The 12,421-nt window shown below is 71.6% G+C and carries 14 protein-coding genes and 1 pseudogene; 6 read left to right on the forward strand and 9 right to left on the reverse strand.

Annotated elements, in window-relative coordinates:
* Positions 1 to 84: 84 nt before the first annotated feature.
* On the forward strand, positions 85 to 807 hold the full coding sequence (locus tag AC067Z_RS17380; RefSeq protein ID WP_478790376.1) for a hypothetical protein: 723 nt from the start codon (positions 85 to 87) through the stop codon (positions 805 to 807).
* A gap of 22 nt (positions 808 to 829) precedes the next feature.
* On the opposite strand, the gene pgm is transcribed toward AC067Z_RS17380, so the two are convergent.
* Entirely contained in the window at positions 830 to 2,470 is a 1,641-nt protein-coding gene (pgm, locus tag AC067Z_RS17385; protein ID WP_478790377.1) for a phosphoglucomutase (alpha-D-glucose-1,6-bisphosphate-dependent), read from the reverse strand.
* A 166-nt stretch (positions 2,471 to 2,636) separates the two neighbouring features.
* On the opposite strand from pgm, the gene AC067Z_RS17390 reads away from it, so the two are divergent.
* Entirely contained in the window at positions 2,637 to 3,188 is a 552-nt protein-coding gene (locus tag AC067Z_RS17390; protein WP_478790378.1) for a tellurite resistance TerB family protein, read from the forward strand.
* Here the strand turns inward: AC067Z_RS17390 and AC067Z_RS17395 are convergent.
* Positions 3,178 to 3,402, reverse strand: coding sequence for a hypothetical protein (locus AC067Z_RS17395; RefSeq protein WP_478790379.1), 225 nt, complete (start codon positions 3,400 to 3,402; stop codon positions 3,178 to 3,180). The two genes, AC067Z_RS17390 and AC067Z_RS17395, sit on opposite strands and share 11 nt — an antisense overlap.
* Positions 3,403 to 3,441: 39 nt before the next feature.
* Positions 3,442 to 4,257: a DUF899 domain-containing protein gene (locus AC067Z_RS17400; RefSeq protein WP_478790380.1), complete on the reverse strand. Its 816-nt coding sequence runs from the start codon at positions 4,255 to 4,257 to the stop codon at positions 3,442 to 3,444.
* Between the two features lie 221 nt (positions 4,258 to 4,478).
* Here AC067Z_RS17400 and AC067Z_RS17405 point away from each other — a divergent pair, with 221 nt between their 5' ends.
* The gene (locus AC067Z_RS17405) at positions 4,479 to 4,709 is read left to right on the forward strand and encodes a DUF6296 family protein (protein WP_478790381.1); all 231 of its coding nucleotides are present in this window, start codon (positions 4,479 to 4,481) and stop codon (positions 4,707 to 4,709) included.
* An 83-nt stretch (positions 4,710 to 4,792) separates the two neighbouring features.
* Here AC067Z_RS17405 and AC067Z_RS17410 read toward each other — a convergent pair whose 3' ends face one another.
* Positions 4,793 to 5,614: a transglutaminase-like domain-containing protein gene (locus AC067Z_RS17410; protein WP_478790382.1), complete on the reverse strand. Its 822-nt coding sequence runs from the start codon at positions 5,612 to 5,614 to the stop codon at positions 4,793 to 4,795.
* A 159-nt stretch (positions 5,615 to 5,773) separates the two neighbouring features.
* Here AC067Z_RS17410 and AC067Z_RS17415 point away from each other — a divergent pair, with 159 nt between their 5' ends.
* Complete coding sequence (locus tag AC067Z_RS17415) at positions 5,774 to 6,379, forward strand: hypothetical protein (protein WP_478790383.1); 606 nt, start codon at positions 5,774 to 5,776, stop codon at positions 6,377 to 6,379.
* Position 6,380: 1 nt separating this feature from the next.
* On the opposite strand, the gene AC067Z_RS17420 is transcribed toward AC067Z_RS17415, so the two are convergent.
* The 5 genes from AC067Z_RS17420 to AC067Z_RS17440 all read right to left on the reverse strand — a co-directional run bounded on the left by AC067Z_RS17420 (position 6,381) and on the right by AC067Z_RS17440 (position 10,911).
* Positions 6,381 to 7,535, reverse strand: coding sequence for an LLM class flavin-dependent oxidoreductase (locus AC067Z_RS17420; protein ID WP_478790384.1), 1,155 nt, complete (start codon positions 7,533 to 7,535; stop codon positions 6,381 to 6,383).
* A gap of 50 nt (positions 7,536 to 7,585) precedes the next feature.
* Positions 7,586 to 8,806, reverse strand: coding sequence for an SfnB family sulfur acquisition oxidoreductase (locus tag AC067Z_RS17425; RefSeq protein ID WP_478790385.1), 1,221 nt, complete (start codon positions 8,804 to 8,806; stop codon positions 7,586 to 7,588).
* A gap of 17 nt (positions 8,807 to 8,823) precedes the next feature.
* Positions 8,824 to 9,378 carry an NADPH-dependent FMN reductase gene (ssuE, locus tag AC067Z_RS17430; protein ID WP_478790386.1) on the reverse strand — a complete coding sequence of 185 codons (555 nt, stop codon included), beginning with the start codon at positions 9,376 to 9,378 and terminating at the stop codon, positions 8,824 to 8,826.
* Positions 9,379 to 9,520: 142 nt separating this feature from the next.
* Positions 9,521 to 10,651, reverse strand: a complete 1,131-nt coding sequence (gene sfnG / locus AC067Z_RS17435; protein WP_478790387.1) for a dimethylsulfone monooxygenase SfnG — start codon at positions 10,649 to 10,651, stop codon at positions 9,521 to 9,523.
* A 170-nt stretch (positions 10,652 to 10,821) separates the two neighbouring features.
* Positions 10,822 to 10,911, reverse strand: a complete 90-nt coding sequence (locus AC067Z_RS17440; RefSeq protein ID WP_478790388.1) for a putative leader peptide — start codon at positions 10,909 to 10,911, stop codon at positions 10,822 to 10,824.
* Between the two features lie 214 nt (positions 10,912 to 11,125).
* Between AC067Z_RS17440 and AC067Z_RS17445 the strand changes: the two are divergent.
* Positions 11,126 to 12,102: pseudogene (locus AC067Z_RS17445) on the forward strand (LysR family transcriptional regulator).
* Positions 12,099 to 12,395, forward strand: coding sequence for a DUF1876 domain-containing protein (locus AC067Z_RS17450; RefSeq protein ID WP_478790389.1), 297 nt, complete (start codon positions 12,099 to 12,101; stop codon positions 12,393 to 12,395). The pseudogene AC067Z_RS17445 and the gene AC067Z_RS17450 overlap by 4 nt, the downstream one beginning before the upstream one ends.
* The last annotated feature ends 26 nt before the right edge of the window (positions 12,396 to 12,421 follow it).

Below are 12,421 nucleotides of genomic sequence, written 5' to 3' on the forward strand. Positions count from 1 at the left end.
TTCGGGGACGCTCGTACTGAGGTGGGGCCCGTGATCCGCTGCGCTGTGTCACGCACCGGGCCCCGCAACAGGGGGTGGCAGCTGATGAAGAGCAGGCGGCAGGAACACGAAAGCGGCGGTCCGGGCGGCCGGGTGGACATGCACGGCGAGCCCGTCTTCGTCGACGCGAGCGGCCGGCGGGGCAGAAAGTTCCGCCGTCTCGGCTGGCTGCTGATCGCGCTCTGCGCGTGCTGCGCCCTGATGCCCCTCGCCGTCCTGGTGGGCGGCGACTCCCGTGCTCCCTGGCTGCCCGGTCTGGGCCGGTCCGACGACGAAGCGGGGGACCGGGTCGTGACACGGCCCGGTCCCGGCGAGGCGGAGCGCGGCGGTTCGGCGGGCAGGCCGTCCACCGAACCGGGCGCGCGGCCGCCGCTCGACCTCGTCGGAGCGGCGCGTCCGCTGCCGTCGGTGTCCGCCGGTCCGAGGGGCAGTGACGCACAGCCCCGGCTGTCCACGCCGGGCAGCGACCCGGCACGCCCGGACCCGAGCGCCGCGGCGCCGCATCCTCCCGCCGGGAGCCCACCCGTTCCGGCGGACGTCGGCCCGGAACGGACGCAGCCCCCGCAGCCCGAGACCACTCCCACAGAACCCGCGCCCGGCGCCACGGACCCCGGCGGCGGGCCGCCGGGGAGCACCGCTCCGCCCGATCCCGACGCGACGACGCCGCCCGCGACGGAGCCGACCGGCGAGGCGTCCGAACCGGCGTCACCCCAATCCGCCTGCCCCTCGCCCCTGGACGGGCTGTGCGCGGTCCTGCCCGGTCTCTGACCGGGGCCGGCCCGATTGCCGGTCAGCCGCCGAGTGCCGCCGACACCACGGACCGCGCCTCCTCCTGCACACGTGCCAGATGGCTCTCCCCGAGGAACGACTCCGCGTACACCTTGTAGACGTCCTCCGTCCCCGAAGGGCGCGCGGCGAACCAGGCGTTGGCGGTGGTCACCTTGATACCGCCGATCGCGGCCCCGTTGCCCGGGGCCTCGGTCAGGACGGAGGTGATCGGCTCCCCCGCGAGGGTGTCGGCCGTCACCTGTCCGGGAGACAGCCGGGCGAGGACGGCCTTCTCCTCCCGGGTCGCGGGTGCGTCCACCCGGGCATAGGCCGGTGCACCGAACCGGTCGGTGAGCGCCGCGTACTGCTCACTGGGGGTCAGGCCCGTCACCGCCAGCATCTCGGACGCGAGGAGGGCGAGGACGATGCCGTCCTTGTCCGTCGTCCAGACCGACCCGTCGCGCCGCAGGAAGGACGCGCCGGCGGACTCCTCGCCGCCGAAGCCGAGACTGCCGTCGGACAGCCCGTCCACGAACCACTTGAATCCGACGGGTACTTCGACCAGCCGGCGACCGGCGTCGGCGGCCACTCGGTCGATCATTCCCGACGACACCAGCGTCTTGCCGACACCGGCCTCCTCGGGCCACCGCTCGCGGTGGGTGAAGAGATAGCCGATCGCGGTGGCGAGATAGTGATTGGGATTCATCAGCCCGCCGTCCGGCGTGACGATGCCGTGCCGGTCGGCGTCCGCGTCGTTGCCGGTGGCGATCCGGAAACGGTCACGCCCCGCGATGAGCGAGGCCATCGCGTACGGCGACGAACAGTCCATGCGGATCCTGCCGTCCCAGTCCAGCGTCATGAACCGCCAGGTGGGGTCGGTGTACGGATTCACCACGGTGAGATCGAGCCGGTGCTCCTCGGCGATGCGGCCCCAGTACGCCACCGACGCCCCGCCCAGCGGGTCGGCGCCGATCCGTACGCCCGCGGCGCGCACCGCGTCCAGGTCCAGCACCGACGGCAGGTCGCGGACATAGGTGTCGAGGAAGTCGTACCGGCCGGTGGTCGGCGCCGCCAGCGCCCGGGAGTAGGGCACGCGCCGTACGTCCTTCAGCCCGGCGGCGATGATCTCGTTGGCACGCTCCTGGATCCACCCTGTCGCCTCGGAGCCGGCGGGCCCGCCGTTCGGCGGGTTGTACTTGAACCCGCCGTCCGCGGGCGGATTGTGGGAGGGGGTGACGACCACACCGTCCGCCCTGCCCGAGGAACGCCCGCGATTGTGGCCGAGGATGGCGTGCGACACCGCCGGGGTCGGTGTGTAGCCGTCGGCCGAGTCGATGAGCACGTCCACCTCGTTGGCGGCGAACACCTCGAGCGCTGTCACCCGTGCGGGCTCCGACAGGGCATGAGTGTCCGCGCCGAGGAACAGCGGCCCATCGGTGCCCTGACGTGCCCGGTACTCGCAGATCGCCTGGCTCGTCGCGGCGATGTGGTCGTCGTTGAACGCGGTGGCGAGGGAGGACCCACGATGTCCCGACGTGCCGAACGCGACGCGCTGCCCCGGATCGGAGGGGTCGGGATGCAGGGCGTAGTACGCCGTCACCAGCCGGGCCACATCGATCAGATCCTCCGGCCGTGCCGTCTGGCCCGCGCGCTCGTTGGGCATCCGTCCACTCCTCCGTGTCGCTCGGTGTGCTGACCGTTCCGTTGCACCGGGCGCCACGATACGGCCGGGCACGGAACTTCACGGGGGTGGACAGGCGTTGGCACAAGGAACGCGCCGAATGCGCGGACGACCGGAACAACCATGGGCAGAAGCCGAGGTGGCACGCGTGGCAATGTGGGATCGGATCAAGGACCAGGCCAAGAATCTGCAGCAGCAGTCCCAGGGGGCACGGGGCTCCGGCGGACGCGGACGGCCGGGTTCGGGGTCCTCGGGCGGCTCGAAGGCCCAGCTGGTCAGCGCACTGAAGACCCAGCTCACGTCGTTGAAGGCGGAGCTCAAGAGCGGCGCGTACCGGGACGCCAGCATGGCGATGTGCGCCCTCGTCGCGGCGGCCGACGGACACGTCGACCCGGCCGAGAGGCAGCACGTGGAGTCGTTGATCCTGCACAACGACGTCCTGCAGAACTTCCCGCCCGACCAGCTGCGTCAGCGGTTCAACAAGCACGTCGATCAGCTGGCGGTCAACTTCCAGCAGGGCAAGGCCGAGGCGATGCAGGAGATCGCGAAGGCGGCGAAGAAGCAGACGGAGGCGAGGGCGGTCGTGCAGACGGGCCTCGTCGTCGCCGGTGCGGACGGATACGTCGCGCCGGCCGAGGAGCAGGTCCTGCGCGAAGCGTGCTCGGCGCTGGGGCTGTCGCCGGCGGAGTTCAGCCTCTGAAAGAGAGCGTCTGTGAACCGGGCCAGCGGGTGAGGCGGTTGCTGAGCAGCCAGGTGGCGGTGGTCCAGATCATGGGTTCGTAGGCGGCTGGGAGGATCTCGTAGTCGCTTACGAGGCGGCGGAACGTGGCCAGCCGGGCGAGGGAGCGTTCCACGACCCAGCGGCGGTGCAGGACAAAGCCCTTGCCCTGGTCGGGGCGCTTGACGATCGCCACGGCCGGGTTCCGCCGGCGGTCGGGACGGTGTCGGCGGCGTCAGTGGTGGTGGCCGTGCCGGCCGAGGGTCTCCACGGGGGTCGCGCCGGGGCGGGTCCACTGCGGCACAGGTCGGCTGGTCGGGCCCCAGGTGGCGACGCCGTCGGCGTCCGAGCGCCAGTACCAGCAGGCCTGGCGGCCCTCGGACGGGTGCCCCTCGTGGACATCGCCGATCACGGGCCGGCCCTCGGGGTTGTCCTCCCACGCCTCGCCGCGGCCGTAGGGCGTCATGTCGAGCAGGCCGAGGGACCCGTTGACCGGCTCGTTGCCACGGCCCGTCGTGGAGTAGGTGAGGAACACGCGGTCACCGTCGCGCAGGAAACAGGCGATGTGCCCCATTTCTCCGCCGACCGGTGCCTCCACGCCCCGCACCGAGTACCAGGGCTGGGTGTAACCCATGAACTCGACGTAGGGAGCCACCTCGTCCCACGGGCCCGAGGTCAGCATCGCGAACGAGACGCCCCGGGCGTTGAGGTAGACGGCGTCCTTCATGTGCCAGGCCGTGGTGGTGCAGCCCTCGCACTGCCCCTGGTGCGGCGCGCCGTCGTACCACATGTGCTGGTAGACCACGAGCTCGTCGCGCCCTTGGAACAGGTCGAGGAACGGGACCGGTCCGTCAACGCCGGTGACCTCGACCGCGCCGTCGAGCTCGACCATCGGCAGGCGCCGCCGGGCCGCGGCGATCGCGTCGCCCTCATGGGTGTGCGCCTTTTCGCGGACCAGCAGCTCCTCGCGCGCCGCCTGCCAGGTGGCCAGGTCGACGACTGGCGGCTTGCCGGGGAGGTTGCTGCTCGCGTTGCCGGGCGTGGTCGTCATGGTGCGCTCCGTGGTGTCTCGTGCCGGGCAGCGTCGTACGACGTCCTACGACGCTCACAAGAACAGACTCGCGACCCGGCCGGAAATCATCGCGGCTGGGGCGTACCCAGTCACCCGTGGTGACCGGCCGTGGCCCCTGCGCGCTCAAGCGGCCGGTGCACACCTCCAGAGGAGGCGCCGCCCGTGCGCGGGGGCCACGATGGAAGGAGGTGGTGGGTCTCATGGACAGTCCCGAAAACTACGAGCTCGTGTTCCAGGCATCCGCCGTGGAGGACGACGTCGTCGTGGTCCGCCGTACCCTCGCTGTCGGGGCGGGCGGCTATCCGGTCTACGAGGACGACACGGGGATCGTGCGAGCGGAGATCAGCGAGCGGGGTGAGGTGCGGATGCTGGCCAGCGGCGGCCATCAGGCGCACCATTTCCCGGTGATCGCGCGAGCCCTTACTCCCTGAGGCAGGTGCGCGAGCCCGTACGCCCGGAAGGCGGCGCGGTCCCGGGCCCGGGCTCCAGGGCGCGCTGCGGGTCGTCGCCGCCGTTACGAGCCGGCGGCCCTGCGGCCCATGACCGGCTCGGCCACCAGCCGTGCCGTCGCGCACAGCGTCTGGCCGTGCAGAGCGAAGAGCTCGTCGCGCGAATCGAAGTGCCCCAGGTCCGCGACGACGTGTCCCGCCAGGTCGCACGACGCGCCGTCCGCCGGGCAGGCCGTCGCCCCGTCCCAGTCGATCGCCGTCCGCGACAGCGCTTCGAAGAGCGTCTCCGCTCCGGAGTTGGTGAAGCCCCCGCCGCGCTGCCCGCCCAAGTCCGCGAGGCTGCCGAAGAGCTCCGAGACGGGCAGCCAGGCGGCGGGAGCGCCCGGCACGCCGCCGACGGGCTCGGTCGTCCGGAATTCCGGCCAGGGCAGCAGCACCTGGTCGGGTACGAGGCGCCGCAACCGCGGAAAACGCGGGTACCACAGGGCTCCGTCCACGACCAGGCCCCTGACCCGGGTGGCCACTCCGATGGCCCGCGCGGCCGACTCCAGCACGGCCAGCCGCTGGCTGCACGATCCGCGCCCGCGGCGCAGCACTTCCGAGACGGGACGTTCGTCCTGCACCGAGTACACCGGCCGCACGGTCGCGGCGATCCGTCGGTGCGCCCGGCGCAGCAGCTCCAACTGCTGCTCGGCGGAGACCGTTCGATCCTCCGGTCCCTGGGGCAGGTCGTTGCCCGGCGTCGCGCCGACGCTCCTGACCAGTTCACCGACCCGCGGATGCTCCCAGTCCAGGATGCGCGTCGGCCGGGTGCTGCCCTCCGCGCGCCTCTCGTCGGGCGCGCCGGTACGGATCCGGCCCCGTGGCCGCAGCAGTGAGCTCGTCATGGCCGCCATTGTCCACTGCCGCCCGCGGCACTCGGCGGGCGCCCACCCTCAGTCGGCGGACGGTGGCTCGACGCGGGCCGGCCATGCCGTCAGCAGTGCTTCCAGCTGGGCCGCTTCGTTCGGTGCCAGCCGGTCGACCAGGCTCCGTTCATTGCGCATGTGGTCCGTGAACGCCCCCTCGAACAGCTCCCGCCCCGCGTCCGTGAGAGCGACCACCCGACCGCGTCCGGCGGCGTCGGCGCGGCGGCGGGTGACCAGGCCGCTCCCTTCAAGCCCGTCGACGCCCTCGGCGTGCTCGCCTCCGCCGCCGCGATGGTGATGTCGTCGCTCGGCTTCATCCTCGCCAAACGCTGGAGCGCCGGGACCGACGTCCTCGCGTCCATCTCCTGGCAGCTCACGGCCGGCGGCATTCTGCTGCTGCCCGTCGCCGCGGCCGTCGAGGGGCCGCCGCCCGCCCTCGACGACCGGGGCGCTTCTCGACTCCGGCCACCTCACCGTCGTGGCGACCGCGCTCGCTTCGTCGCCTCCTTCGCCGGCCTGCGCCAGCTGCCCGCGGCCACCGTCGGCCTGGTCGGACTGCTCAACCCCGTGACGGACGTCCTGCTCGGCACCTTCATCGCGGGGGAGGCACTCACCGGCCGCCGGCTCTGCGGCGTGCTCCTGGCGCTGACCGGAGTGCCCTTCGGCCACCCAGCAGCCGCACGGCGGCGCCGCACGACGGCTGGGGCAACAGGACCCGAGGCGGCTGACATGTCCCGCCGATGAATCAGCTGCTGCCCGCCGCGGCGAACGGCACCTGCGGCGCCACCACCTCGCGCGACGCCACCGGGTGCGTCCACAGCCCGCGGGCCCGCAGCCGCGGCAGCACCCCCTCGCCGAACCAGTACGCCTCCTCCAGATGCGGATAGCCCGACAGCACGAACTCCTCGATGCCCAGGGCCCGGTACTCCTCGATCCGGTCCGCCACCTCGTCGTGGCTGCCGACCAGCGCCGTACCCGCACCCCCTCGGACCAGCCCCACACCCGCCCAGAGGTTGGGATGGATCTCCAGCCCGTCCCGCCCACCGCCGTGCAGCGCAAGCATCCGCCGCTGCCCCTCTGACTCGCTGCGCGCCAGGCCGTCCTGGACCGCACGCACGGTCGCCGGGTCGAAGCCGGCCAGCAGGCGGTCGGCCTCGGCCCACGCCTGGGCCGACGTGTCGCGGGTGATGACGTGCAGACGGATGCCGAACTTGAGCGTACGGCCCTGCTGCGCGGCCAGTTGCCTGATCCAGGCGATTTTCTCCGCCACCGCGGCGGGCGGCTCGCCCCAGGTCAGATACACATCGGCGTGGCGCGCCGCGACCGCGCCCGCCGCCGGGGACGACCCGCCGAAGTACACCTGCGGGACCGGATCGGGAAGACGCGCGAGCTGCGCCTCGGCCACCCGCAGATGCTTGCCCTCCAGCGACACCGTCCTCCCGTCCCACAACTCCCGGACGATCTGCAGGAACTCGCCGGTGCGCGCATAGCGCGCGTCCTTGTCCAGGAAGTCGCCGTACGCACGCTGCTCGTGGCTCTCGCCCCCCGTGACGACATTGAGCAGCAGCCGGCCACCCGTCTGCCGCTGATAGGTGGCTGCCATCTGCGCCGCGAGCGTCGGCGACACGAAACCGGGCCGGAACGCGACCAGGAACTTCAGCCGTTCGGTCTCCCTGCTGACCATCGCGGTCGTCAGCCAGGCGTCCTCGCACCAGGCGCCGGTGGGCGTCAGCGCACCCGTGAAGCCGAGGTCCTCGGCCGCCCGGGCGATCTGCGAGAGGTAGCCGACAGTGGGCGGCCGGTCCCCGGCCGCCGCAGTGGCCGGGGTGCCGTGACCGCCGCCCACGACATGGCGGCTGTCACCGTTGGTGGGCAGGAACCAGTGGAAGGTGAGGGACAAGGGAGGTCTCCGTTCGATTCGGGGGGTGGCGTCGCGGAGGAGCGCGCAGGTCACAGCAGGCCGTGGCGCGGCGGGCGCACACCGCTGAGCACGTACCGGCCGATGTGCTGGACCTTCCAGCGGACCGGGTCGTGCAGGGTGTGGGTGCGCGCGTCGCGCCAATAGCGGTGCAGATTGAGCGAGTCCAGTGCCGACCGGGTCCCCGACACCTCGAACAGTGCGTCGGCCACCTCCACGGCGGTCCCGGCGGCGTGGGCCTTCGCCGCTGCCACCGCGATCGACGCCTCGGCCGTGCCGTCGTCGGTCGGTTCGTCCGCGGACGCGGCGAAGTCCACCGCGCGGGCCGCCGCCACGAGCAGCGCCTCGGCGGCGCGGACCCTGATGGCGAGCTCCCCGAAGCGTTGGATCAGCAGAGGGTCCTCCGCGGCCGTCCCGACTCCGCTCTCGAACCACGGCCGGCTCTTCGTCCGCACGAACGCGGCCGCCTCCGCCAGCGCACCCGCCGCGATCCCGGCATCGATCGCGGAGTGCAGCAACTGTGCGACCGCGCCGTGCAGTTGGGGCCCACGGAAGGTGAGATGGTGCGGGACCACATGGTTGTCCGGCACCGCCACGGCGTCGAGACGGACTGTTCCGCTCGCTGTGGTGCGCTGCCCCATACCGTCCCAGTCGTCCACCACCCGCATACCACGCGCCGTGCGCGGAACGTACGCGACATACAACTCACCGTCCCCTGTCGCACGGGCCAGCACGGGGATCCAGTCGGCGAACAAGGCGCCGGTCGAGTAGTGCTTCACACCGGTGAGCACATGTCCGCCGCCCGGCGCCGGCGCGAGAGCCGTTCGGATGTCCTGGACATGCCGGGTGCCCGCCTCGGACTGCGCGTTGCCGAACCGCCGCCCCGCAAGTACCTCGCGGAAGAAGAACTCCCGCTGCCCGGCCGTGCCTTGGCGGCGCAGCACATTGACGTACACGAAATGGCTCTGCGGGATCTGGGCGAGGCTCGGATCGGCGCTTGCCAGCAGCCGGAACACCTCGGCCAGGGTCTCGTGGGACACATCGGCGCCCCCGTACTCCCTGGGGACGGACACGGCCAGTAGCCCCGAGGCCGACAGCCGGTCCAGCTCCGTACGCGGCAGCCGCCGCTCTGCGTCGCGCTCCGCGGCGCCTTCGCGGAACTCCGCGGCCAGCCGCGCCGCGACGGCCAGTGCCTCCGCGTCGTCGGCCACGACGCGCGCGCCGTCCGGGACCGTCCGGTCGGGTGAGGTCATCGTCGTACGCCCCGGCCTCAGCCGGCAGCCGCGAGCACGGGCCGCGGTCCGAGCGCCGAGGTGAACTGGTCGACGACGTGCCCCAGCGCCTCCGCCGCCTCCTGGGCCACCGAGATACTGCCGTCGTCGCGGACGGTGATGTCCTTGTCCAGGGTGAACCAGCCCTGCACCACATGTGTCGCGCCCATCGAGGTGAGCACGGGCCGCAGCGCGTAGTCGATGGCCAGCACATGGGCGACGGTGCCCCCGGTGGCCAGCGGCAGCACGGTCTTGCCGGTGAGCGCGTACTGCGGCAGCAGATCCAGCAGGGCCTTCAGCACCCCGGAGTACGAGGCCTTGTAGACCGGGGTGCCGATGACGATCCCGTCGGCGCGCTCGACGAGACGGGTCGCCTCCACGATCGCCGGGTGTGCGAAGTCGGCACCCAGCAACGCCTCCGCGGGGATGGTGCGGACGTCGAGGGGAATCACCTCATGACCGTGGGCGATGAGCCGTGTGTCGAGATGACGCAGGAGACGGCCGGTGCGGGAACTGGCTGAGGGACTTCCGGAGACGGACAGAACGGTGGCCATGACATTCCTTCGAGGAGAGGTGGCGGGGAGAGTCGGGGAGAGGGGGAGAGGGCGCGAGAGGGTCTGGATGCCTCTCGGGCGCCGGACGTGGCGCCGAGCGGGTGTGACATGCCGGCGTGATGCGCGCCGTGGTGTGCGGGTGTCAGGAGGGAACCGCGACGGACGGCTCCGCCGCCCGCGGCTGCTCGGCCTCCAGTTCGCGCACCAGCGGCAGCACGCGGGAGCCGAAGTACTCGACCTCCTCCTGGTAGTGGAGGAAGCCGAGGAGGAGGAGATCGACGCCGAAGCACTTGTAGGCGACGATGCGCTCGGCGATCTGCTCGGGCGTGCCGATCAAGCCGGTGCGGAAGCCGTCGTTGTACTGCACGAGATCCTCGAAGGACGAGTCCTGCCACATGCCCTTGCCGTCGGACGTGGACCGGCCGGCCTGCTTCACGGCGGCACCGAAGCCGTGCACCGCCTCGGTGTCCGCCTTGGCCACGATCTCCCGCAGCGTCTCCCTCGCCTCGGCCTCCGTGTCGCGTGCGATGAGGAAGCCGTTGAGCCCGAAGCGGGGCGGTACCCGTCCGGCCTGGGCCGCCGACACCCGCACATCGCGGATCTGTTCGGTGACGCCGTCGAAGTCCCTGCCGTTGGAGAAGTACCAGTCGGAGACCCGGCCGGCCATCGCCCGGGCGGCGGTCGAGTTGCCGCCCTGGAAGATCTCGGGGTGCGCCCGGCCGGGCACCTCGACCGGCTTGGGCTTCAGGGTGAAATCGCGGATGCGGTAGAAATCGCCCGCCAGCTCCGCGTGGTCCTGCGTCCACACCGCACGCAGCGCGCGGATGAACTCCTCGGAACGCCGGTAGCGTTCGTCGTGCTCCAGCCACGGCTCGCCGAGCGCCGTGAACTCGCCCTTGAACCAGCCGCTGACCACGTTCACCGCGAACCGGCCGCCCGAGAGCTGGTCGGCGGTCGCACCCAGCTTGGCCAGCACACCGGGATGCCACAGACCCGGGTGGACGGCGGCGATGACGTTCAGCCGCTCGGTGGCGAGGAGCAGTGCCAGGCTGAAGGCAGTGGACTCGTGCTGGTACTCGGCGCCGTAGCTGGCCATGTAGCGGACCTGGCTGAGCGCGTAGTCGAATCCGTTGTTCTCCGCGAGGCGGGCCAGCTTCTTGTTGTACTCGTAGCCCCAGTCGGTGCGCTGTTCGATCCGGCTGGTGACAAGGCCACCGCTGACATTGGGTACCCAGTAGGCGAAACGTAGGGGATCGATGGATGCGATGGACATACGTGTCTCCTGTCGCACGAATGCGATGCTGCGGACGCCGAATTCGGGCAGCGCGGAATTCGGCTCGTGAAAAAGGGAGGAAAGAGGCACGAAATTGTTCACGCGCCTGCAACATTCGGTCCCGGGACCAGGCGCGCCGAGTGGCGCGGAGAAGAAGGGCCGAGGCCCCGCTACCGGGCTGTGGCGCAGCGACAGGAGGCACTGGAGACACGGGCGAGGTCGACATGGCGTCGCCGTGTGAGGTCCAGTCGCATCGTCATGTCACCGATTCCAGCAAGCGTGAGCGCGGTCAGTCAAGGGCTCCGTGATCGGTCTCGCATAACGGACCGGCGGTGATCGCGCGATCCGCCCGGCGGACTTTGTGGCGCCCCGCAGGCGAGAATAGCCGGATAGGGGGCCGCATGGTTATTCGTCATTTACGAGTGGCTGATAGGGTTTCCCTTTCACGCGGGCCGGTGGTCGAGGGGGATTTCCGTGCGCATCGAGCAGCTCGAATACATAGCGGCAGTCACCCGGCTCGGTTCGCTGCGCCGCGCGGCCGATGCGCTGCACGTCTCCCAGCCCGCGCTGAGCGAGACCGTGCGCAATCTCGAACGCGAACTGGGCGTCGACATCCTGGAGCGCAAACGCTCCGGTGCGACGATCAGCGCCGAGGGGCGGGAGCTGCTGCCGCACATCGTCGGCGTCCTCGACGCCGTCGACCGGTTGCGCGACGCGGCGGGCGAACAGCACCGCATCAGCCGCATGGTGCGTCTGGGCACCGTCAACGCAGCGACCGTCCCCCTGCTCATCCCGACGGTTCGCGCCTTCCGCGACACTCATCCCGCGACCCAGGTCGAAGTCGTCGCCGCCCAGCAGGCGGAGATCCATCGCGCGCTGCTGGAAGGGGGTTTCGACCTCGGCCTGGTCAACTATCTGGAAGGCGACGACACACCGCCCGAGTTCGAGTCCACCGAGCTGCTCCGGGGCGGCCCGTCGTCTGCGTCCATCCCGGCAGCCCGCTCGCCGCCCGGCAGGCCGTCACCGCCGCCGACCTCCTCGGCGAACCGATGATCGTCATGCGCTCCGGCTATGTGATGCACCGCTATGTGCACCGCCTCCTCGACGGCCGTGACCCTTCCTTCTCGTACTCCACGGACGGAGCGGAGATGGGGAAACTGATGGTCGCCGAGGGGCTCGGCGTCACGGTGCTGCCGGACTTCAGCGTCCTGGGCGACCCGCTCGAGAGGCAGGGCGCGATCCTGTGCCGACCGCTCGCCGAAGTGAGCCCGCAAGTGCTGCTGGTGATCCAGCGCCGCGTCTCGGGCGCGGTGCCGCGGGCCGCCCAGGACCTGCACGACGCCTTTGTGCGCCTGGCCGGCGAGGCCGCTGCCCGACCGCTGTCGCCGAAGCGGCGGCCCGGACGGATCCTTGAAGGAGCACCGTCGAGAGGCCGGGAGAGTACGCCATGACAACGACGCGGGAGTGGAAGGTCGGGCTTGTCCTCGAGGAGGAGGACGGCACGACGAAGGCCCGGGCGGTACTGGACACCGGCGCCACCACGATCACCGGGCACGGCACGGCCCACTGCAGCCCCCAGGACGTCGACGTACCGGAGATCGGCGACGAGCTCGCAGCGGCGCGGGCGATGCAGAGTCTGGCACGGCAGCTGATGAGGGCCGCCGACCACGACCTCGAAGCGGTGGGCGCCGGCGCGGGGAGCACGCCCGGCACCGGATACGGGTGGCCGTACACGACTCCGTGACGACGGGGCGGCCGCCGGGCAGCGGC

Source organism: Streptomyces sp. NPDC043812, assembly GCF_056436245.1.

What these genes read in the sequence shown, in the direction of transcription:
- AC067Z_RS17400 (WP_478790380.1), bottom strand. Translation starts at nt 4,257, where the DNA reads ATGACGACCACGCCCGGCAACGCGAGCAGCAACCTCCCCGGCAAGCCG.
- AC067Z_RS17450 (WP_478790389.1), top strand. Translation starts at nt 12,099, where the DNA reads ATGACAACGACGCGGGAGTGGAAGGTCGGGCTTGTCCTCGAGGAGGAG.
- AC067Z_RS17380 (WP_478790376.1), top strand. Translation starts at nt 85, where the DNA reads ATGAAGAGCAGGCGGCAGGAACACGAAAGCGGCGGTCCGGGCGGCCGG.
- sfnG (WP_478790387.1), bottom strand. Translation starts at nt 10,651, where the DNA reads ATGTCCATCGCATCCATCGATCCCCTACGTTTCGCCTACTGGGTACCC.
- ssuE (WP_478790386.1), bottom strand. Translation starts at nt 9,378, where the DNA reads ATGGCCACCGTTCTGTCCGTCTCCGGAAGTCCCTCAGCCAGTTCCCGC.
- AC067Z_RS17425 (WP_478790385.1), bottom strand. Translation starts at nt 8,806, where the DNA reads ATGACCTCACCCGACCGGACGGTCCCGGACGGCGCGCGCGTCGTGGCC.
- AC067Z_RS17410 (WP_478790382.1), bottom strand. Translation starts at nt 5,614, where the DNA reads ATGACGAGCTCACTGCTGCGGCCACGGGGCCGGATCCGTACCGGCGCG.
- AC067Z_RS17405 (WP_478790381.1), top strand. Translation starts at nt 4,479, where the DNA reads ATGGACAGTCCCGAAAACTACGAGCTCGTGTTCCAGGCATCCGCCGTG.
- pgm (WP_478790377.1), bottom strand. Translation starts at nt 2,470, where the DNA reads ATGCCCAACGAGCGCGCGGGCCAGACGGCACGGCCGGAGGATCTGATC.
- AC067Z_RS17440 (WP_478790388.1), bottom strand. Translation starts at nt 10,911, where the DNA reads ATGACGATGCGACTGGACCTCACACGGCGACGCCATGTCGACCTCGCC.